Source organism: Ruegeria sp. AI2 (genome assembly GCF_056541275.1).
Window position 1 is genome coordinate 56,103 of the sequence record NZ_JBQFYB010000009.1, and the last position, 18,777, is coordinate 74,879.

The 18,777-nt window shown below is 55.7% G+C and carries 18 protein-coding genes and 1 pseudogene; 10 read left to right on the plus strand and 9 right to left on the minus strand.

From position 1 onward, the window contains the following. Nucleotide 1: 1 nt before the first annotated feature. Nucleotides 2–547: a COG4315 family predicted lipoprotein gene (locus tag ACR0LL_RS15195; RefSeq protein ID WP_480588099.1), complete on the minus strand. Its 546-nt coding sequence runs from the start codon at nt 545–547 to the stop codon at nt 2–4. Between the two features lie 254 nt (nt 548–801). After that, nucleotides 802–1,440 carry a TetR family transcriptional regulator C-terminal domain-containing protein gene (locus ACR0LL_RS15200; protein WP_480588101.1) on the minus strand — a complete coding sequence of 213 codons (639 nt, stop codon included), beginning with the start codon at nt 1,438–1,440 and terminating at the stop codon, nt 802–804. 130 nt (nt 1,441–1,570) lie between these two features. Here ACR0LL_RS15200 and ACR0LL_RS15205 point away from each other — a divergent pair, with 130 nt between their 5' ends. Genes ACR0LL_RS15205 through ACR0LL_RS15235 form a run of 7 tightly spaced genes read left to right on the plus strand, consistent with a single transcriptional unit; the run spans nt 1,571 to nt 10,441 of the window. Beyond that, entirely contained in the window at nt 1,571–2,428 is an 858-nt protein-coding gene (locus tag ACR0LL_RS15205) for an ABC transporter permease (protein WP_480588103.1), read from the plus strand. Further along, nucleotides 2,425–3,213, plus strand: a complete 789-nt coding sequence (locus ACR0LL_RS15210) for an ABC transporter permease (RefSeq protein ID WP_480588105.1) — start codon at nt 2,425–2,427, stop codon at nt 3,211–3,213. Before ACR0LL_RS15205 ends, ACR0LL_RS15210 begins: the two co-directional genes overlap by 4 nt. Continuing rightward, nucleotides 3,210–4,307 carry an ABC transporter ATP-binding protein gene (locus tag ACR0LL_RS15215; protein WP_480588106.1) on the plus strand — a complete coding sequence of 366 codons (1,098 nt, stop codon included), beginning with the start codon at nt 3,210–3,212 and terminating at the stop codon, nt 4,305–4,307. The genes ACR0LL_RS15210 and ACR0LL_RS15215 overlap by 4 nt, the downstream gene beginning before the upstream one ends. A 17-nt stretch (nt 4,308–4,324) precedes the next feature. Beyond that, on the plus strand, nt 4,325–5,386 hold the full coding sequence (locus tag ACR0LL_RS15220) for an extracellular solute-binding protein (protein ID WP_267366085.1): 1,062 nt from the start codon (nt 4,325–4,327) through the stop codon (nt 5,384–5,386). Between the two features lie 60 nt (nt 5,387–5,446). Continuing rightward, entirely contained in the window at nt 5,447–7,513 is a 2,067-nt protein-coding gene (locus ACR0LL_RS15225) for an FAD-dependent oxidoreductase (protein ID WP_480588108.1), read from the plus strand. After that, complete coding sequence (locus ACR0LL_RS15230) at nt 7,510–9,084, plus strand: trimethylamine methyltransferase family protein (protein ID WP_480588110.1); 1,575 nt, start codon at nt 7,510–7,512, stop codon at nt 9,082–9,084. The genes ACR0LL_RS15225 and ACR0LL_RS15230 overlap by 4 nt, the downstream gene beginning before the upstream one ends. Beyond that, the gene (locus ACR0LL_RS15235) at nt 9,077–10,441 is read left to right on the plus strand and encodes an aminotransferase (RefSeq protein ID WP_480588112.1); all 1,365 of its coding nucleotides are present in this window, start codon (nt 9,077–9,079) and stop codon (nt 10,439–10,441) included. Before ACR0LL_RS15230 ends, ACR0LL_RS15235 begins: the two co-directional genes overlap by 8 nt. Nucleotides 10,442–10,733: 292 nt before the next feature. On the opposite strand, the gene ACR0LL_RS15240 is transcribed toward ACR0LL_RS15235, so the two are convergent. The 4 genes from ACR0LL_RS15240 to ACR0LL_RS15255 form a co-directional block, all read right to left on the minus strand. Further along, a complete protein-coding gene (locus tag ACR0LL_RS15240) occupies nt 10,734–11,603 on the minus strand; it encodes an EamA family transporter (RefSeq protein ID WP_480588114.1) in 870 nt (289 codons plus the stop codon). A gap of 3 nt (nt 11,604–11,606) precedes the next feature. After that, a complete protein-coding gene (locus ACR0LL_RS15245; protein ID WP_480588116.1) occupies nt 11,607–12,392 on the minus strand; it encodes a phosphodiesterase in 786 nt (261 codons plus the stop codon). Between the two features lie 315 nt (nt 12,393–12,707). Then, entirely contained in the window at nt 12,708–13,259 is a 552-nt protein-coding gene (locus ACR0LL_RS15250) for a redoxin domain-containing protein (protein WP_480588118.1), read from the minus strand. A gap of 56 nt (nt 13,260–13,315) precedes the next feature. After that, nucleotides 13,316–14,065 carry a hypothetical protein gene (locus tag ACR0LL_RS15255; RefSeq protein ID WP_480588120.1) on the minus strand — a complete coding sequence of 250 codons (750 nt, stop codon included), beginning with the start codon at nt 14,063–14,065 and terminating at the stop codon, nt 13,316–13,318. A gap of 86 nt (nt 14,066–14,151) precedes the next feature. Here ACR0LL_RS15255 and ACR0LL_RS15260 point away from each other — a divergent pair, with 86 nt between their 5' ends. After that, complete coding sequence (locus tag ACR0LL_RS15260) at nt 14,152–14,694, plus strand: MarR family winged helix-turn-helix transcriptional regulator (protein WP_480588122.1); 543 nt, start codon at nt 14,152–14,154, stop codon at nt 14,692–14,694. Next, entirely contained in the window at nt 14,695–15,405 is a 711-nt protein-coding gene (locus tag ACR0LL_RS15265) for an MOSC domain-containing protein (RefSeq protein ID WP_480588124.1), read from the plus strand. It abuts the gene before it with no gap. Nucleotides 15,406–15,649: 244 nt separating this feature from the next. Here the strand turns inward: ACR0LL_RS15265 and ACR0LL_RS15270 are convergent, their stop codons facing one another. Together ACR0LL_RS15270 and ACR0LL_RS15275 are read right to left on the minus strand one after the other, a co-directional pair. Next, nucleotides 15,650–16,381: a LysR substrate-binding domain-containing protein gene (locus ACR0LL_RS15270; protein WP_480588126.1), complete on the minus strand. Its 732-nt coding sequence runs from the start codon at nt 16,379–16,381 to the stop codon at nt 15,650–15,652. Between the two features lie 30 nt (nt 16,382–16,411). Beyond that, nucleotides 16,412–16,459 (minus strand): annotated as a pseudogene (locus tag ACR0LL_RS15275) (hypothetical protein); the annotation flags it as partial. Here ACR0LL_RS15275 and ACR0LL_RS15280 point away from each other — a divergent pair. Next, nucleotides 16,449–17,354 (plus strand): VOC family protein, encoded by a 906-nt coding sequence (locus ACR0LL_RS15280; protein WP_480588127.1) that lies wholly within the window; start codon nt 16,449–16,451, stop codon nt 17,352–17,354. The pseudogene ACR0LL_RS15275 and the gene ACR0LL_RS15280 overlap by 11 nt on opposite strands. A 135-nt stretch (nt 17,355–17,489) precedes the next feature. Here the strand turns inward: ACR0LL_RS15280 and ACR0LL_RS15285 are convergent, their stop codons facing one another. Beyond that, nucleotides 17,490–18,677, minus strand: a complete 1,188-nt coding sequence (locus ACR0LL_RS15285; RefSeq protein ID WP_480588129.1) for a diaminopropionate ammonia-lyase — start codon at nt 18,675–18,677, stop codon at nt 17,490–17,492. Nucleotides 18,678–18,777: the final 100 nt, after the last annotated feature.

Consider the following 18,777-nt stretch of genomic DNA (forward strand, 5'->3'; position numbering starts at 1 on the left):
TTCAGGGGCGGCCGATATGCCAAACACCTTTTACACCGTCCCCTGTCATGTCCCCAGGGTTTTCGTCTTTGAACCATAGATAAAGCGGCTTTCCTTTGTAGGCGATCTGAACGCTGCCATCCTTGCGTTCGATCAGGCTGTAGCCTTTTTTCAGTTCCATGTTGGCATCACCCATCAGCGGCGGCCATTTGGTGGCACAGTCATCGTAGCAACTCGAAACGCCTGTTTCGTCCTTGTCAAAGGTATAGAGAGTCATCTTGTGCGCATCCATCAGGAAGGTTTCTCCGTTGAGCTTGCCAGTTACGGCTGGCGCACCGGTGTGACCATCCGCAAAAGAAACGGTTGTAGTCGCAGCTAGCGCGATGCCAGCAAAAATGAGGGATTTGAGGGACATTGGATTCTCCGACTGTTTCAAGTCTGCCGGATGGCAGACAATACAACTACGAAGGCGCCTGGAAAAAATTCCCCAAAGTGAAACATTTTTTCGGCGGCGTGTGGGCATTGTTTTGATGGTAAAGCCGAATTCCGAGCCTACGGGAAAGGTCACTCAAATCCAGTTTGGGTACGAAGAACCTGTATCTGTTAGACAAGTGGGACAAGCGCGTTTGCGCCCGAGGGGCAGGGCGCTTCGTCACCTGTCAGTATCTGAAGTAAGGACATTTAAGTGTTGGTACGGCTATCGCAAATCTTGCAAAACGAAAGCACAGGCGAGCTGATTGCATGCGCCCGGAACAATTATCTCTCAGAAACTTCTGTCTCCGAGCTATCCAATTTGAATTGGAACGTCGCATAGGCTTAGACCTAGAATTTTCCGGGGAAAAGTCCGCATAAAAACCTTCGAACAAGGTTGACAGAGCGGCGGCGTGAAAATCCCTGCATATCGGTTAGGTAGTTCACCCACATCCCCTCCAGCAAGGCCAGCGTTCCGCTGGTTGCGTCATCTACCAGGTTCGGGTCGCCCCTGTTTTCCGAGGCTATCTTTGTAAACGCGGACCGCAAGGTTTCGACAAGTTTGTCATCCTGAGTGCTGCTGTAACGGGCGATACCTGGATGAGAGCTTGCGATACCCCGAAACGCATGCCAGATTTTAGTACTGCGGGGATTGAGCAGTGCTTCTGACAGGTCGGCCTCAATCACTGCGATAACACGGTCTTCGGGTCTTGCGCTCGCGCCCAGATCTGTCCTTCTGTCCATCTCGGCATAATACTCGGTACTGAAGTGCTGGGCGGCTGCGGTCAGTAAATTTTCCTTACCCCCAAAATGCAAATGGATCATTCCGCGTGACAGACCGGAGCGCTCGCAGATTCGGCTGACCGAGGTATCGGTCACCCCAATATCGGCAATCGTGTCCAGAGTCGCGTCGATCAGTAGCTGTTTATTGGCTTCCGGATCCCGCTTTGAACCGCGTTTTTGTTCCTTGACGCTTTGCGCTTTATTCAATGTTACCAACCGTTTGTGAATGTCTCATAGAGGTAGCTCACAGGAATATTGACACGAAAGGCCATTCTGGCGCAACATTTAATGGACGATCGTCCATTAGTGACTCGTGAATTGCGGGAAGGGAGGTTGGGTGATCTTTCGCAGCGAAGCGTCCCGGGGATATACCCTTAGCGCGCCAGCCACGGCTTACGTGGGCTTTCTGGTCGCGGCGCCATTGGTGATCCTGATTGCCTATTCATTCTGGACCCAAACCTATGTGACGCTCGACAAGACACCGACGCTGAAGAATTACAGCGATGCGTTTGCGGATCCGCTGGTCCGGCACCTGATGCTCAGATCAATCTGGATTGCCGGAGCGGTGACCGTAGTCACCGTCTCACTGGCCTATCCCATCGCGTATTTTATCGCGATGAAGGCCCAGAAAAAGACCATCTGGCTTCTGCTCATCACCATTCCGTTTTGGTCCAGCTATCTGCTGCGCGTATTTGCCTGGAAGCTCATTCTGGGGTTCAACGGCGTGATGAACTCTGCGCTTCTGGCGCTGGGTTTGATCAGCGAACCTCTCGACTTCCTGCTCTACAACGAATTTGCAGTCGTGCTGACGCTCGCTCATGCCTGGGCACCATTTGCGATCCTGCCGATCTATGTCTCACTGCAAAAGATCGATCCGAGCCTTCTTGAGGCTGCAACAGATCTTGGGAACAGCCCCTTTCAACGTTTCATGCGGGTGACCCTGCCACTGACGATCCCAGGTATCATTGCTGCTTGCCTGATCATCTTCATCCCTACCGTCGGTGATTATGTGACCCCGGCTTTGGTTGGTGGTTCAGACGGGAAGATGATCGCCAATCTTATTCAGGTGCAGTTCGGGGCCGCCAACAACTGGCCCCTTGGGGCCACGCTGTCGCTGATCGCAATGCTTTCGGTGGGTTTTGTGGCCATCGTGTTTGTCATGTCCGCGACGCGGCTGGGGAGGCGGATCAGATGAGACGTCCTTCGACCCTGACAGCCTATGCGTTCCTGTATCTGCTGTTTCTGTACCTGCCGGTTCTGTTCCTGCCCCTGTTCTCTTTCAATAGCGGCACAATCGTTGCGTTCCCGATTAAGGGCTGGACACTGGACTGGTATCGTAAGCTAGGCGAGCAGGACACGTTGATCCAGGCGCTTTGGAACTCGCTTGCCGTCGGCACTGTTGTTGCGCTTCTGTCGACCGCCATGGGGCTGTTCGCCGCCCGTGCCTTCGTTCGGTACCGTTTTCGGGGTCAACGCGCGGCAGAAGGTCTGGTGATGCTGCCTTTGGTGATCCCAGGTATTATCGTCGCCTCTTCAATGCTGGTCCTGTTTCTGTTTCTTGGTCTCAAGCCGTCATTGCTGACCGTCATTCTGGGCCACACGTTTCTCGCGCTGCCGTTCTCTGTCTCGATCTTGAAATCCGCCTTTGATGACTTCGACGCATCACTGGAGGAAGCATCTTACGATCTGGGCGTCGGTGTGTTCGAAACCTTCCGCCGCGTGACGCTGCCGGTCGTCGCCCCCGGTATCGTAGCCAGTGTTTTGGTCACATTCACCGTCAGTTTCGATGAATTCGTCCTTGCCTTTTTCCTGTCCGGCAACCAGCCAACCCTGCCGGTTTACATCTGGAGCCAGATCCGTTTCCCCGCCAAGCTTCCAAATGTGTTGGCGCTGGGGTCGATCCTGCTGCTGACTTCGGTTCTGCTTCTGGTTCTGGCCGAATACTTCCGCCGCCGTTCATCCGCATCAGAGGTCCGATGACAAACAGAAACATCATAGAGCTCAGGGACATCGAAAAGCGCTACGGAACATTTGTGGCCGCGAGCGGAATAAACCTTGACCTCAGAGAGGGCGAGTTCTTTTCGCTCCTCGGTCCTTCGGGATGTGGCAAGACCACGGTTTTACGCATGATCGCGGGCTTTCAGGAACCCACCAGGGGGAAGGTGCTGATTGACGGTCAGAATATGGAAGGAGTGCCCGCCAACAACCGCCCGACGAACATGGTCTTCCAAAGCTACGCAATCTTCCCACACCTCAATGTCGGGAACAACGTAGCCTACGGGTTGCGGGGCAAAGCACCCAAGGCCGAGATCGACCAGCGCGTCGCCGAAGCTTTGGAGATGGTTGAACTGGGTGGTCTTCAGGATCGCGGCGCAAGCGAGTTGTCGGGCGGGCAGCGTCAAAGGGTGGCGCTTGCCCGCGCGCTGATCATGCGGCCAAAGGTGTTGCTTTTGGATGAACCCTTGTCAGCGCTTGACAAGAAGCTGCGCGAACAGATGCAGTTTGAAATGCGCAATCTGCAACAGTCGCTTGGCATTACCTTTGTGATGGTCACGCATGACCAGTACGAGGCTATGACCATGTCCGACCGTATCGGCGTGATGTTCAACGGACAACTCAAACAAGTTGACACGCCAACGACGCTTTATGCCCGTCCCTGTGATCAACAAGTGGCCAGCTTCATCGGTGAGATGAACATATTGCCGGCCCGGTTACTGAGCGAAAGCGGTGACATGTTGTCAATCGATGCGGCTGCCTTCGGGCGGATGGAAATCGAGAGAAACCCCAATGTGGCGACCAGCGCCAGAAACATGAACATCGGTATTCGACCGGAACAGTTGGAGATTGCTGCGGACCGTCCTGAAGACTACCCATCAACGGTTCAGGGCACTGTCAGCAACGTCGCCTTCTACGGTGAGAATATTCACTACCACATTCAAGTGGCTGGGGCCGAGAAACCAATCTCGGTCTCGGTTCCGAACTATTTCCACACGGTCGACTTTAAACGCGGCGATGTCGTTTGGCTGGGGCTTCAGGCGGCTAGCGTGATCGATCTTGGTACGATCTCGGAATAAAACAGAGGGAGGATAGAATGAAACTTCAGGGAATTGCGGCCTTCGCATGTGCGACGGCAATAACGACAGGCATTGCCAGTGCAGGTGGCGCCGATCTGACGGTTTTTGACTGGTCGGGGTATGAAGATCCCGGATTCTTTGCCAGCTACATGGAAAAATACGGGGATGAAGCGCCAAGCTATTCCTATTTCGGAAGCCAGGAAGAAGCCTTTACCAAGCTGAGTTCCGGTTTTACCGCTGATCTGGCACATCCTTGTTCTGACGCGGTCAGAAAATGGGTCGCAGCTGATCTGATTCAGCCTTTGGATGAAAGCAAGCTGACCAATTGGGCGGATGTGCTGCCCGAGATCAAAGAGGTCGACGCCATCGTTCTGGACGGCCAGCTTTACATGCTGCCGTTCGAATGGGGGAACACAGGTCTTATCTATCGCACCGACAAGATATCAGGGGATGACATCTCACTGCAATTGATGGCGGACCCGGCCTATGCAGGCAAAATCGCCATCCCGGATGCCGCATCGTCTGCTTATGCCCTGGCCGCGCTGGCCACCGGAAACGCAGATGACTACACCAACCTGAGCGATGAGCAATTCAAGGAAGCATCGGATTTCCTGCGCTCGATCCACCCGAATATGCGTTTTTACTGGTCCGATGCGGGTCAGTTTGACCAGGCCATGACCAGTGGCGAGATCGAAATGGGGTGGGCCTGGAACCAGTCCGAACTGAACCTGATCTGGAACGAAGTGCCCGCGGCCATGATGCGCAACGTGGACAAGGGCATCGCGACCTGGGCGTGTGGCTATGTGCATCTGAAATCGTCCACGACACCGGTCGATCAGGTCTATGACCTTTTGAACGCGCTTACGGACCCTGCCAGTGGTCAGTACATCATCGACAACTGGGGTTACCCGCATTCCAACGCAAAAGCTTTCGAAATCGCCGATCAGGGCAGCATAGAAGCCTATGGTTTTTCCGATCCCAAAAGCTTTTTCGAGGGCAGTTTGTTCTTTGATGCTGTGAACCCCGAGCTTGAGGCGAAGATGCTGGCCGAATTCGAGCGGATCAAAGCCGGCTTCTAACATAACCCACTATCCGGAGCCTTAAGGCTCCGGAACTCAAATACAGGAAAACGCGTGATTATGTCGAACGCGAACCCATATGCTCTGCTTTTCGAACCGGTCCAGATCGGGCCCGTCACAGCCAGAAATCGCTTTTATCAGGTGCCGCATTGCACCGGGATGGGGCATCTCAGGCCGCGGGCGGACGCTGCCGTACGGGGCATGAAAGCAGAAGGTGGCTGGGCGGTGGTGTCCAATCAGGAGACCGAGATTCATCCGACCTCGGACTTGTCCCCGTTCCCCGAAGGGCGATTGTGGGACGCACGCGATGTGCCTGCGCTGCGGCTGATGACGGATGCAGTGCATGCACATGGCGCGTTGGCGGCCATACAGCTGGTTCATAACGGCAACCACGCGCAAAACCTGCTAACCCGCGCTCCGGTTCTTGCGCCGTCCGAGATGTCTGTGGATACGACGCAACCAAAGTACGCGCAGGCCATGGACAAGGCCGATATCCGGGAACTCCGCCGCTGGCACCGCGACGCAGCCCTGCGCGCGAAAGAGGCCGGGTTTGACATCGTTTATGTCTATGCCGGGCACAACATGACATTGGCGCAACATTTCATGCTGGCCCATATGAACCAACGCAGCGATGAATATGGGGGGTCGCTTGAAAACCGTGTGCGGCTGACCCGTGAGTTGCTGGAAGACACCCACGATGCCATAGGCGACAGCTGTGCCGTGGCGTTCCGCTTTGCCATTGACGAGATGATGGGCGCCGACGGTATGCAGGCGGCAGAAGAAGGCCGCGCGGTTGTTGAGCTATTGGCCGATCTTCCCGACCTGTGGGACGTGAATGTGGCGGATTGGTCCAATGACAGCGCAACGACCCGTTTTCAGCCCGAAGATGGCTATCAGAATGCGTTTCTGTCCCACGTCAAACAGATCACCCGAAAGCCTGTTGTTGGCGTGGGCCGACTGACGTCCCCGGACATGATGCTGTCGATGGTCAAAAAGGGAATTGTCGACCTCATCGGTGCCGCGCGGCCATCCATTGCGGACCCTTTCATACCAAAAAAGATCGAGGAAGGCAGGATCGACGAAATCCGCGAATGTATCGGCTGCAATATCTGCGTGTCGTCGGACAATCTGGGTATTCCGATCCGCTGCACGCAAAACCCAACGATGGGTGAGGAATGGCGCCGCGGCTGGCACCCCGAGATCATCGCGCCGAAAAAAAGCGAGGCCGAAGTGCTGGTTATCGGTGGTGGACCTGCGGGGTTGGAATGCACCATGCAATTGGCACGGCGCGGGTATCAGGTGACTCTGGCCGAGGCCTCGGCCGAACTTGGTGGACGGGTAGGTATGGAAAGCAGACTTCCAGGCCTCGCCGCTTGGTCGCGGGTGGTTGACTATCGCCTGAACGATCTGAAACAGCGGGCCAACGTTCAGTTATTCACTGACAGCAAGCTCGAAGCCGGACAAGTCGCCGAGCTTGGCATCGAACATGTCTTTATTGCAACCGGCAGCTATTGGCGTGCCGATGGAGTGGGTCGTAATACGCAGCGCCGTCTGCCCACGATCACGCCGGATGCCAAGGTGTTGACGCCTGGTGACATTATGAATGGGGTTCTGCCCCCGGACGGTCCGGTGATGATCTATGATGATGATCATATCTATCTGGCGGGAGTGATTGCCGAAAAACTTGCGGCAGCCGGATATCAGGTCATTTTTGCCACGCCAGAGAGTTTGGTTTCGGCCTACGCCGTTCATACTTTGGAACAGTCCCGCATCCAGGCCCGCATGATCGAACTGGGGGTCGATATCCGCTGCAATCAAGTGCTTACGGCGGTTCAGAGCAACGCGGTGCGGATCGGCTGTGTCTTTACAGGCCGCGAAACTGAAATCCCGTGCGCCTCAACGGTTCTTGTGACCGAGCGTCAGCGTGAAACCGCCCTTTTCGACAGCCTGAAGAGAGCCGGTTTGAAAACCCTTGACCTCATTGGTGATGCCGCGTCGCCGGGGCTGATCGCAGACGCGGTTTTTGCAGGCCATCGCGCCGCCCGCGATTTCGAACGCCCAAAGGCCGATGCAGACAAAGACTGGTTTCGCCGTGAGATTATTGATTTGGCAGAGGATGCAACATGAACAGCACCAATGAAGCACCCCGTTCACGTCGTCGCGGGGGCGGGGGGCGCGCAGCGCGTCTGAAGGTACAACAGACGACCACGGGTAACGAAGCCGTACGCGGGGGTCTGAGCGGCGGACGCTATAGACCGCTGACTCAGACCGATATGGAGAACATCCATCATGCAGCCTTGACCGTCCTGGAACAAACCGGAATTACCGACCATTTCCCGGAGTTGCTTGAGCTGGTGCTTCCCAAAGGTGCAGTGCTGAGTGACCTCAACCGGCTGTGCTTCCCACGCGCCCTGATGGAGGACATTCTGGCAGGTGCCGCCAAGGAGTTTTACGTCTATGCCCGAGGGGAGCGCGAAGGTAAGGACGACATGCATTGCACGGCAGAAAGCGTCTATTTCGCCAATTCCGGCACCGCCGTGACAACATTCGACTCCAAATCCAAAACCTACCGTCCGTCGGTTCTGCGTGATGTTTATGATTTCACCCGCCTGGTCGACTGTTTGGAAAACATCCACATGCTGGGCGACACGGTTCTGGCGACGGATGTGACCGATGACTTCACCCATGACATGAACACCATTTATGCCATGCTTGCGGGCAGCCAAAAACCCGCCTGCTTGACGTTCCGCGACCGCAGCCACATTCCACATGCCATTCGCATGTTTGATCTGGCCCAAGGAGGCGAGGGGGCTTTCCTGAAAAAGCCAAGCGTCATATTCGGCGGCTGCCCCATAGTTTCCCCCTTGCGGATCGGCAAGGAAAATATGGAGATCCTGATTGATACCGCCAAACTTGGCCTGACTGTCGATTTGGCTGTGCCGCCTCAAGCCGGGGCCACGGCACCTGCGACGCTTGCGGGAACGCTGGTTCAAACCGTAGCCGAAACGCTTGCCTGTGTTGCCATCGTTAACCTGATCACGCCGGGGTGCCCCATCTGCTTTGCGGCCTGGCCCTTCATTACTGACTTGCGCAGCGGGTCTTTCACCGGTGGCAGTGGCGAACAGGCGCTGATCGGTGCCGCAGCAATTCAGATGGGCAACTTTTACGGCCTTCCCACTTCGGTGGGCGCAGGTATGACCGATGCAAAAATACCTGATGCGCAATACGGGTTGGAAAAGGCGCTGACCTTTACCCTTGCAGCGCATGCCGGTGCCAATCGCCTGTGCGAGTTTGGTGGCATGATCGGTAGCCTGATGGGATGCAGCTTTGAAAGCATGGTCATCGATGACGAAGCGGGCGGCATGATCCTGCGATCGTTGCGTGGGATAGAGGTTACTGATGAAACCATGGCGGTGGATGTGATCCACCAATGTGCCATAGATCCAGGTCATTTCCTCGGCAATCCGCACACGCTGAGCTATATGAACAGTGAATTCGTCTACCCTCAGCTGATGGACCGCGAGCGTACGGACACTTGGGAGAATGAGGGGAAAACGGATCTGTTGGACCGCGCCCGCAACAAGGCGAATTCCATCCTCGACAACCATTTTCCTAATTATTTTGGTGCTTTGGACGCTCGGGTGCGCGAAGAATTCCCTATTGTACTAAGCGCGGAAAGCATGGCCCGCCATGGATAACTCCAACGCCAAGCAATGGGACAACGACCACTTCCTGCACCCGTGGGAAGGGATGGAGGCTTTGGGTGAAAACGACCGCACCTTTATCGAAGGTGCCAGCGGCATTCATCTGATAAACGAAAAGGGTGCTCGCCTGATCGACGGACCGGGGGGAATGTGGTGCACCCAGATTGGGTATGGGCGCACGGAAATGGCCGAAGCAATGGCCGAGCAAGCCCGGAATCTTGCCTATTTCTCACCCTTCAACAACACCAACTCGACTGCGGCACAGTTCGCCCGCGAAATCGCCAAACGTGCGCCCGGCGATCTGAATAATGTCTTCTTTACAACCGGCGGTTCCACCGCGGTTGATACAGCCATCCGGTTTGTCCATTTCCGCAACAACCTTATGGGTCGGCCAGAGAAAAAGAAAATCATTTCAAGGCAAAAAGCCTATCACGGAAGCACTTATCTGGCAGCCAGCGTCAGTGGAAAAGAACGTGACAGGCTTTGGCTCGACAAGGCCGACGACCTGGCGCATTTCCTGCCGGACGTGAACCCGCTTTACCGCGCGCCCGGTCAAAGCGATGAGAGCTTTCTGAACGAGAAAGCTGCCGATCTCGAAAACGCCATTGTGGCACTTGGCCCGGAAAGTGTTGCCGCTTTTATCGCTGAACCGGTTTTGGCCTCGGGCGGTGTCATCGTGCCACCAATCGGATATCACGCACGCTGCCTGAACATCTGCAGGAAGTATGATGTCCTGTATATATCAGACGAGGTTGTCACGGCTTTCGGCCGATTGGGTCATTGGTTCGCCTCCGAGGCTGTCTTTGGCATTCAGCCCGACATAATCACCTGCGCCAAGGGGATGACATCCGGGTATGCGCCGATGGGGGCCGCGATTATCTCAGATCGGCTGATAGCGGATGTTGCGGGAAAAGATGCCACCTTTTCGAATGGCTACACCTATTCGGGCCATCCGGTCAGCGCGGCTGCCGGGTTGAAAAACATCGAGATTTTCGAGCGGGAAAAGATACTCGAACACGTTCAAAAAGTCGGCCCGGTTTTTCAGGATCAATTACAGCAGTTGCGTCAGATTGACATTGTGGCCGATGCCCGTGGGATGGGATTGATGGGGTGTGTTCAGTGCTCAGTCGATGGCGATCCCCAGAGCGAGCTTGGGCGCGACTATGAGATTGGCAGTCGTATCGATATGGAATGCCAGAAACGCGGTCTGCTTGTACGACCCGTGATCAACATGTGTGTTCTTTCACCGCCCCTCATCATTACAAAAAGCGAAATCGAGCATATGTTTGCTATTCTGCGACAAGGGCTAGAAGCGACATCCGAGTGGCTCGGCAGGATCAGTGGCCGGTGACTGTTGCAGGCTGTCGCTGCGAAAACCTGGAGATCGGCTACCGTAGCGGCATTTAGATCTTAAGGATTGCCAAGTTCGTTTTCGTCAAGGAGTTGGCGTATTTGCACTGCCCGAGCGACTATAGCATCTACACGTTGGTTCCAGAGATGGAGTGTTTCGGATCATCAGTGTAGCCGTTTGATTCTGTCGTGCACGGCCATTACAGGACCGATTATTTACGTCCAGAGAGATCCCAAACAAGGCCAGTAAAGAAATGACGAATTCGTAGCGCGTCAAGACAGTGACTACAGTTTCAACCTCGGGACAGCGTAATCAAAAGGATTCCCAATGCGATCAGGCTTGCCCAGCCGATACGGTGCAGAAAACGGGATTCCTTCAATATGATCGCCGCGAGGGTCACTGAAACCGGGATCGATGCTTGCCGTACCGCGCTGACTGTGGCGGCTTCGGCCCCAAGCTGGAACGCGGTCAGGATGAACAGGTAAGACAGATATGACGCAATCCCGGCAAAAGCGATCCGCACCGGTGCCTGCGCCCAGCCACGCACGACCCCCAGAAACGGGGCTGACAAGTGGCGATCTTCCCAGGCTCTGATGCCAGCAAGCAGCGGTGTCACCAGAATATAGGTGAAAAACAGGAAAGGTGCCGGATTGGTCAGCTTCATCGCTTGGGCATCGCTTAGCGAATAAGCGGCAGATCCCAGCATCGCCATACTTGCCATCGCGAACGCTTTGTGATCATGCAGCAGCCCGCCAGGCGACTTCTGAATCATCAGGCTGCCTAGCAGGACCAATGCGATCCCCAGCAGGGTGAACCACGAGTAATGCTGATCAAGGGCCAGCCAGCTGAAGGCGACAATGGCAATCGGCGACGAACGGATAATCGGATAATAAACCGACAGGTTCCCACGTCTCAGGGCCGACAATGTGCCGTAGTAGTAGAAGGTCAACCCAAGGGCTGAGATTGCGACAAAGGGCCAGGTCTCAAGCGGCAGGCTCAATTCCTGACCCATGACCAGCGTATGAACCGCCGCCAGGATCACCCAGGTCAGAGACACTCCGACATAGCACGACACCGGATGCGCAACCCCTTTCAGCGTAAGGTCGCGCAATGGGTGGGTTGCCGCCGAAACCAGAACCAATGCGATCCAATAGGCTTCCATACCTCAGGTCTGATGCAATGGGTTACGTTGCAGGAAAGTGTTGAAATGCACCGTCAACTGATCCTCGGCGATCTGTACGACACCGTAGGCCGGAGGTTCGTCGCAGAACTCGCCATCGACACTGGCCGCATTCAACGGAATCTGATGGTTGAGACTGGGCAGGCTGGTAAATGGAATGCCGCGCCAGTTCACATAGGTCATGCGGTGCACATGGCCGTAAAACACATGCCGAATGTTGCGCCCGTGTTTGAGTGCGTCAGCAAAGGCGTCCGCCTCGACCAGCCTGATCTCGTCCACAAGGGGAATGCCAAGGTCAAAGGGCGGGTGGTGCAGGAACACATAGGTTGGCTTGTCCTCGGCCTGGGTCAGTTGCTGCCTGAGCCAGTCCAGCCGGGCAGGGCAAAGCTGCCCTTCATGCACATCGCGCCCGTCTTTGGTTGAATCGACAAACAAGAAAACCCCCTCATCCGTGTCGAACCGATGCTGGACAAACCCGTTGGCATCCTTTGGATGATCCGGGAAGACCGATTGGAAAACAGTTCGGTCGTCGTGATTTCCAATCAGCAGAAAAGAGCGGAGCGGAAATGCGGCCAGTTTCGCTTTGAGCGCCCGATAGGCCTCATCCTCGGCAAATTCAGCCAAGTCGCCAGAGATGACACAGAACGCCGCATCGGAATGCCACCGAAGGATATCGTCCAAACAGGCGTCCAGCCGCTGGGATGGAAAGCCGCCGTTTAGCGGGCCAGAGTCGCGGACGAGGTGTATGTCAGTGATGTGAATGAATTTCATCAGCCATTTTCCCCGAGTATTGCAAGAAACAAGGTATCGACGAAGCTTGCCGATCGCACGGATTTAGTAAGAAATTCACTGGGTTCACTCGCTCATACGCGACAAGGTTTGCAGTCGAACACGACAGAGTTCGCGAACCTTCCCCCAAATGATGTGAAGCCGTGGTCCAGATGATCCGGCCATATTGCTGTCGCAGGTACGCAAGTCTGAAACGGGCGTGGTGCCGGGCCTAAACGAACATGTGGAACCTGGACAGTCTTGCTCAGCTGAGAAAATGGAGAACCAATGTCGCGCACGCCGAGGAGGTAGATACGCTTAGGTTTGCCCTCTGTATGCCGCCGTTTCACACAGCGCAGCCAGTGTCATCACACCGCCTGGCCTGGCTGGTTGCCGACTTGCGTCCACAGCGGCAGCCTCGCTGGCAAGTAGGCTTCCAATCTCTGCACCCAGCTGCAGCTTAGAGACCTGGCCAAAGTGATGTGCCGCAATCCGGCCTGACTGATCCAATAGAACAAGGCTGGGCGTGCCGCGCATTCCGTATGCTGCCATGGTTTCCGGCAAAGGCCCGGTGCCCTGTTTGTCGACCGCCACAGGAAACCTGATGCGGTATTCGTGAAGAAAGGCTTTCAGTGATACCGGCGTCATTGCGTCGTGATGTTCGAAAACGGTGTGCAACCCGATTACGGCGACGTGTTCATTGGAAAATTGCTCCCGCACAGCTTGTGCCAGAGGGATGCCATGGATGACGCAGCCTGAGCATAGCATCTGGAAAGCCTCAATGACGACAACCTTACCCTGGAAATCCGAAAGCATTAAGTTCTTGTCAGTGTTGAACCATTCACTGACCTGCAGTTCAGGCGCTTGCATATTGATCTCTCCTGTTCAGAGGTCGGCCGCCTGCCTGAGACGACCGGCTGACATCGTTACTGAAGCTTGCCCGGTAGGCTCAGGTCGCCCGAGGCAATGTCGAAAACATCCGTGACGCACAATAGCGGAGCGTGAATGTTGGCGTTTACCTGCAGAGCGGAGGTTACGCCATCATAAGCGATGCCTTCCAACTGAACGTCGTTGGAAAATCCGGCTTTGACTTGAATTTCCGGACCATCGAACAGCGGTGTGAACCCTGGGCTGTCCAGGAAGATTGGGAATCCAGGCCAGGTTGCAGGAAGCTTAGGCGTCGTCCCTTCAGGGATATCGCGCACTGCAAGGGCGCCCGGGCCGCAAGTTTCGGTCGGGGCGAGAACAACCCAGTGGCTGTGCCATTCGATACCGTCGTTGGCTGGGTCGCCATCGCCGTTTTCATCAAACAGCGGGGTGTCGTCAAAATCCGGGTGGCTGGTTGCAGCCATTGCCAAGATGCCGGCGCCGCCTTCGAAACCTACTGCAGACGGATCCAGGGTTGTAGGCCACACATAGGACCAGACGTCTGACCCTCCTACTGCCCCGGTTTCTGACGGCACCGATGCCCCGGCAGTACCATTGGTGGTCATTTGGAACGTAATGGTTTTGCCGTTGCGATGCGCATGCGCTGCAAGGATGTCAAAGTCGGCCACCTTGGCGACATCAGCGGGAGAGACAACAGCCCCCTCCTGATGTACCGCGTGATCGCCTTCTGCGACGGCGGACGAAGCTCCGATCACAACTGCAGCAAGTGATTTCCAGGTGAGTGTCATTTCTTATCTCCGGTAAAGTGATATCGACTCGCTACCAAAGGGAGAAACATATTGCAACTTTAATTTCGACTCGCTACTTGTTAGACATGAGAACCGCCCACAGTATTCGTATCCTTATCAACCGTCTTGCCCGGATAGATTCCGCTGCGGGCTGGACGGGCGACCTGAACCCGACGCAAAGGGCGGCGCTGGAGTACCTTTCCGAGGCAAATCAGTTTTCCCGTTCACCGTCACATGTCGCTGAGTACCTTGGGACAACCCGCGGAACGATGTCCCAGACGCTGAAAGCGCTTGTGCGCAAGGGATACGCTGCCGAGCACCGACAAAAATCTGACCAGCGGTCGATCTCGTACGAACTGTCCAAAGCGGGCGCCTCTGTTTTGACAGAGGCCAATCCGATTGCTGACGCCATCGGCAATCTGCCCTCCAGCGTTCAGGTGTCTCTCAAGGATGGTCTGCTTCAGAGCTTGATGTTGGCATTGGCAGCGAACGGCGGTCACTCGTTCGGGAAATGCATGACCTGCGCCTATCATAAGAAAGGTCAGGAAAATGGCTTCTGCAGCTTGCTGGAAGTGAGCCTCGAGCGTGGCGAAGAAGAAAAGATATGTATTGAACACAAAGAGGCCTGAATGACCCTTCCTGAACTATCGACAGTAATAGGTGGCATTTTCCTGGGTTGTGTCACGAACCGCTGGGAGGCAAAGCCGCCCTCTGCCATTCAGAAGGATCGGGTGTCTGGCCGTCAGGTCATTTCGCTTACTGGATTTTCAGATGATGCACAGGCGGACCTGACCGTGCATGGCGGTGCAGAAAAAGCCATTCACCATTATGCGCAGGATCACTATGCGGATTGGCAGAGAGAGGGGCAGCTGCCCCCCGGCGCAGAGCCCGCAGCATTTGGTGAAAACATCTCAACAACCGGTTTAACCGAGGAAAATCTGTGCATTGGCGACATCCTGAGGCTGGGCACGGCAATCGTTCAAATCAGCCAGGGCCGTCAGCCCTGCTGGAAACTGGGACTGCACACCGGAAATGAAAGGATGCCCTACCTGTTTCAAAAAACGGGTCGCACTGGGTGGTACTACCGTGTTCTGGAAACCGGTGAGGTCGAAGCAGGAGATCGAATAACGTTGATTGAAAGGCGCAATCCGGACTGGAGCGTGCAGCACGTGACCCGCGCCCGCCTGACACGACGAGTTTCCCGCAAGGATGCCGAAGCCCTCGCAAATCTGACAGACCTAGCCCCTGGCTGGCGGCAAGCCTTTGCGCGCATGGCGATGGGCGACGTAAATGAAGATACGCGCGCGAGATTGGGGAGCATGTCGAACACATCGCATTAAGGCCCCACTGCGAGGCTTTAGCATGTTTGTCGGAAGACATGGGCAGGTGGTCAGCGCGGTGCACATCGGCACGTCAAGGGGCTATATGAATTTCTGGCGGTTGATCAGCCAGGAAGTTTCCAGTGAACGTTCCGCTTTCGCAGTTAGGATATCGGTTCCGGTTGTCGGAAGGAGGGTCCGCATGCGGCGGACCACGTCTTTTGCGCGCCATCTCAGAGATGGCAATCAAAGTTCCTTTGCCCGTTCATCGGGCGGTCGCTATCTCCGAGATCAGCGCGCGGAGCCATTGGTGGCGAGGTGACGCTGCCTGGCGCACGTGCCAGATCTGCGCAATTCTATCGGGTGGCAGGTCGACGGGTGGGCTGCAATGAGCAAAGCCGGCAAAGATATTGCCCTTTAATCGCGCAGGCATAGTCGCAATAGTATTGGTCCCGCGAATAAGAGAGGCGATTGTCGAGAAACCAGGCAGCGTCAATGAGATGCGACGGTGCCTTTCCAGGTGGCTGAGCGCCAAATCGATAGCGGTAAGTTCATGTTGCCCAGGCATCATGACCGCGTGGGGCAACGCGCAATAAGCCGCGATTGTATCAGGAGCAGTCACGTGGTCAGGGTCGAAATAGCAAAGATCATTGTCGGCAAGGATCAGTTTCTGCATCAAGTCGGCTTCGGTTCCGGTAAGCTCGGGCGCCAGCACCAGATCGACCTGCCCGTTGCGTAATAGTTCGGCCCAGTCTTGTTGCGACTGCGCGCGCCAGATGCGCAGTTGTACCCTCGGTTCGCGGTGTCGCAACGCGAGAAATAAAGGTTTCAGCACGATTTCGGTCTCATAATCATTGGCGGCGATCACAAACTGGCCGCTGTCATCACGAGGCTCGTATTGCGCGGGTTCTGTAAATGCGTCCACTGCCTCCAGAATATGTTGCGCCTGTGCAAACAACTGGGCTGTGCGCGGCGTAGGAGAGATACCGCGCCCCATCGGGGCAAACAGCTCATCTTTCACAATTCCGCGTAGCCGGTTTAATCCATGGCTGACAGTGGATTGTGTGACCTCCAGACGTCTGGCCGCCGCCGGTACAGCGATGATCGCTGATATGCTGGGAACGCGGGCCTACGCCAGCGTGGTTGATGGGAAGGGGGTTTCGAAACTCAGAAAAGGAGCCTATGGCATGAGAAGCAGCGAAGCCCCCGTGTCAATCGGCCATGTGGCACTGATTGTGAACAATCTGGACACTGTTGGGACCTTTTACCAACAAGTGCTTGGCTTTGAGGAATTGGCGCGGGATGGCGGATCCCTGAAACTGGGCGCAGGAAAAAACGTTCTGCTCGAGTTGCGCCAAGACCGTGCTGCGCGGCGCTATCCGCATGCGGCGGGTCTTTTCCATACAGCTTTTCTGATGCCGGACCGCGATTACCTGGGACGCTGGCTGATCTATGCTGCACAAAACCGCATCCCTTTGACCGGGGCGGCGGATCACGACGTCAGCGAGGCGCTGTATCTAAACGATCCAGAAGGCAATGGGATCGAAATCTACGCCGACCGGCCTGTTGAAACATGGCAGATGGATGGAGAGTATATCCGCATGGGCTCGCATCATCTGGACCTGGAGGCCATTGCAGGTGCGGCCCGTCAAGACTGGTCCGGGGCTCCGGAAAATATGGTGGTCGGACATGTCCACCTACAGGTCGGGGACATCAATGCGGTCGACGAATTCATGACACGACATCTAGCGCAGGATCGCATGCTGCACGAAGGTTCAGCAGGGTTCTACAGTTCGGGTGGGTACCACCATCACTTTGCAGGCAATATCTGGAACAGCAATGGTGCAAAAGCTCGTCCAACTGACAGCAGCGGCTTGGATGAGATCGTGCTGTTGACGGATGGGACTGTATTGCAACCGCAAGAGCTGACGGACCCTTGGGGAACGCGGTTCACTGTCGAAAGGAAGTGAACCTGCATGATTGGCCAAGAACAAGGGCGTATCTTGCAGGTCGGACAGCGGTAAACTCCGGCGGCGCGGCCGGAAGGTGGAAGCCGGGCGCGGCTTCCACCAAGGGGGAATACCACGCCGGGTCATTTCCGCAAGTCAGTTGCTATCATTCATGATCCGGTCGAAAACATGCGGATCTGTGACGCCCTCTGACCCGATCAACATCACTCGGGATCGCGGCGTAATTTGATATTGTTGCCGCAGGTCGGTGCGCAATGACGCGCAGATCAAGCCAATCAGACCGGCCACGGCGCTTTCTCCGGCTTCGATTGGCTCATCTCCGAAAGCGCCGTTTGCCAATAGGCGGACGGCCGGTGCCACAAGCTGGTCCGGGATTTTCATGAAACCGCTGGCGGCCTCTTCCAAAACGTTCCATGCCAATTCGGACGGCGCGCCGCAGGATAGACCAGCCATTATGGTTTCTTCGCCTACTTCGACGGCTGTAGGCCGATTTGCCTGGGCGCTTGCAAAAAGGCAGGGGGCCAATTCAGGTTCGACCACGATGACGCGCGGCGCATTCTGCTCCCATTCCTGGAGGAATACCGCGGTGACGGCAGCCGCTAAGCCTCCAACGCCGCCTTGAAGGAAGACATGAGTGGGTGGCAAAGCCAAATCCTGCACGATCTCGCGCGCCATGACCCCGTAACCAGCCATGACATCAAGAGGTGCCTGAGTGTAACCGGGCCAGGAAGTATCTGAAACAATCAACCAACCGTGTGCCGCTGCATCGGTCCGGGTCTGTGCCACGGAAGCGTCGTAATCTCCATCAACCCTGATCACTTCGGCCCCCAGCTGGCGCATTGCGTCGGCGCGGAATGCGCTTACTTCTTTGTGAATGTAAATTCGGCATGGCGCGCCGAAGCGCTGGGCACCCCAAGCCACTGAACGACCGTGATTGCCATCTGTCGCCGAAATGACGGTTATGTCTGCAGTTCCGGCAGTATGGGTGCCGTTTCGGATCTCATCGGCAGTGACTTCACGGCCTGTCTTTTTGGTTAATTCGCGCTGTAATACTCGCAGAACCGCATAAGCGCCGCCAAGTGCTTTGAAACTGCCCAAGCCAAATCTTAACCCTTCATGCTTGTAATAGACTGCGCCCAGATCCAGTGCTTCGGCTAGACCTTGAAGAGACGGCATTGGCGCTCTTTTGTACCCACTCCAGCTTTGAATTTCCCTCTGTGCGAGGTCAAATCCCTCGCGGGGTAAGGTGGCTGTGGCGGCATGGCCAAAGCCTGGCTTGGCTGTATGGCTTTCAATTCCGACTGTCTCAAAGTTTGCGAGCATTTTGTGGTCCTTCCATTGTTGGTGCAAATATAATTCAATGTCAGTGATGTTTTCGCTCTGAGTTGCTGGTAATTTTGAAGCAAACTTGCATGAGGTCGCC

Excerpts from the sequence above, each read along its gene's own strand:
- ACR0LL_RS15210 (WP_480588105.1), top strand. The coding sequence starts at position 2,425 with ATGAGACGTCCTTCGACCCTGACAGCCTATGCGTTCCTGTATCTGCTG.
- ACR0LL_RS15215 (WP_480588106.1), top strand. The coding sequence starts at position 3,210 with ATGACAAACAGAAACATCATAGAGCTCAGGGACATCGAAAAGCGCTAC.
- ACR0LL_RS15220 (WP_267366085.1), top strand. The coding sequence starts at position 4,325 with ATGAAACTTCAGGGAATTGCGGCCTTCGCATGTGCGACGGCAATAACG.
- ACR0LL_RS15225 (WP_480588108.1), top strand. The coding sequence starts at position 5,447 with ATGTCGAACGCGAACCCATATGCTCTGCTTTTCGAACCGGTCCAGATC.
- ACR0LL_RS15230 (WP_480588110.1), top strand. The coding sequence starts at position 7,510 with ATGAACAGCACCAATGAAGCACCCCGTTCACGTCGTCGCGGGGGCGGG.
- ACR0LL_RS15235 (WP_480588112.1), top strand. The coding sequence starts at position 9,077 with ATGGATAACTCCAACGCCAAGCAATGGGACAACGACCACTTCCTGCAC.
- ACR0LL_RS15240 (WP_480588114.1), bottom strand. The coding sequence starts at position 11,603 with ATGGAAGCCTATTGGATCGCATTGGTTCTGGTTTCGGCGGCAACCCAC.
- ACR0LL_RS15245 (WP_480588116.1), bottom strand. The coding sequence starts at position 12,392 with ATGAAATTCATTCACATCACTGACATACACCTCGTCCGCGACTCTGGC.
- ACR0LL_RS15250 (WP_480588118.1), bottom strand. The coding sequence starts at position 13,259 with ATGCAAGCGCCTGAACTGCAGGTCAGTGAATGGTTCAACACTGACAAG.
- ACR0LL_RS15255 (WP_480588120.1), bottom strand. The coding sequence starts at position 14,065 with ATGACACTCACCTGGAAATCACTTGCTGCAGTTGTGATCGGAGCTTCG.
- ACR0LL_RS15260 (WP_480588122.1), top strand. The coding sequence starts at position 14,152 with ATGAGAACCGCCCACAGTATTCGTATCCTTATCAACCGTCTTGCCCGG.
- ACR0LL_RS15265 (WP_480588124.1), top strand. The coding sequence starts at position 14,695 with ATGACCCTTCCTGAACTATCGACAGTAATAGGTGGCATTTTCCTGGGT.
- ACR0LL_RS15270 (WP_480588126.1), bottom strand. The coding sequence starts at position 16,381 with ATGGGGCGCGGTATCTCTCCTACGCCGCGCACAGCCCAGTTGTTTGCA.
- ACR0LL_RS15285 (WP_480588129.1), bottom strand. The coding sequence starts at position 18,677 with ATGCTCGCAAACTTTGAGACAGTCGGAATTGAAAGCCATACAGCCAAG.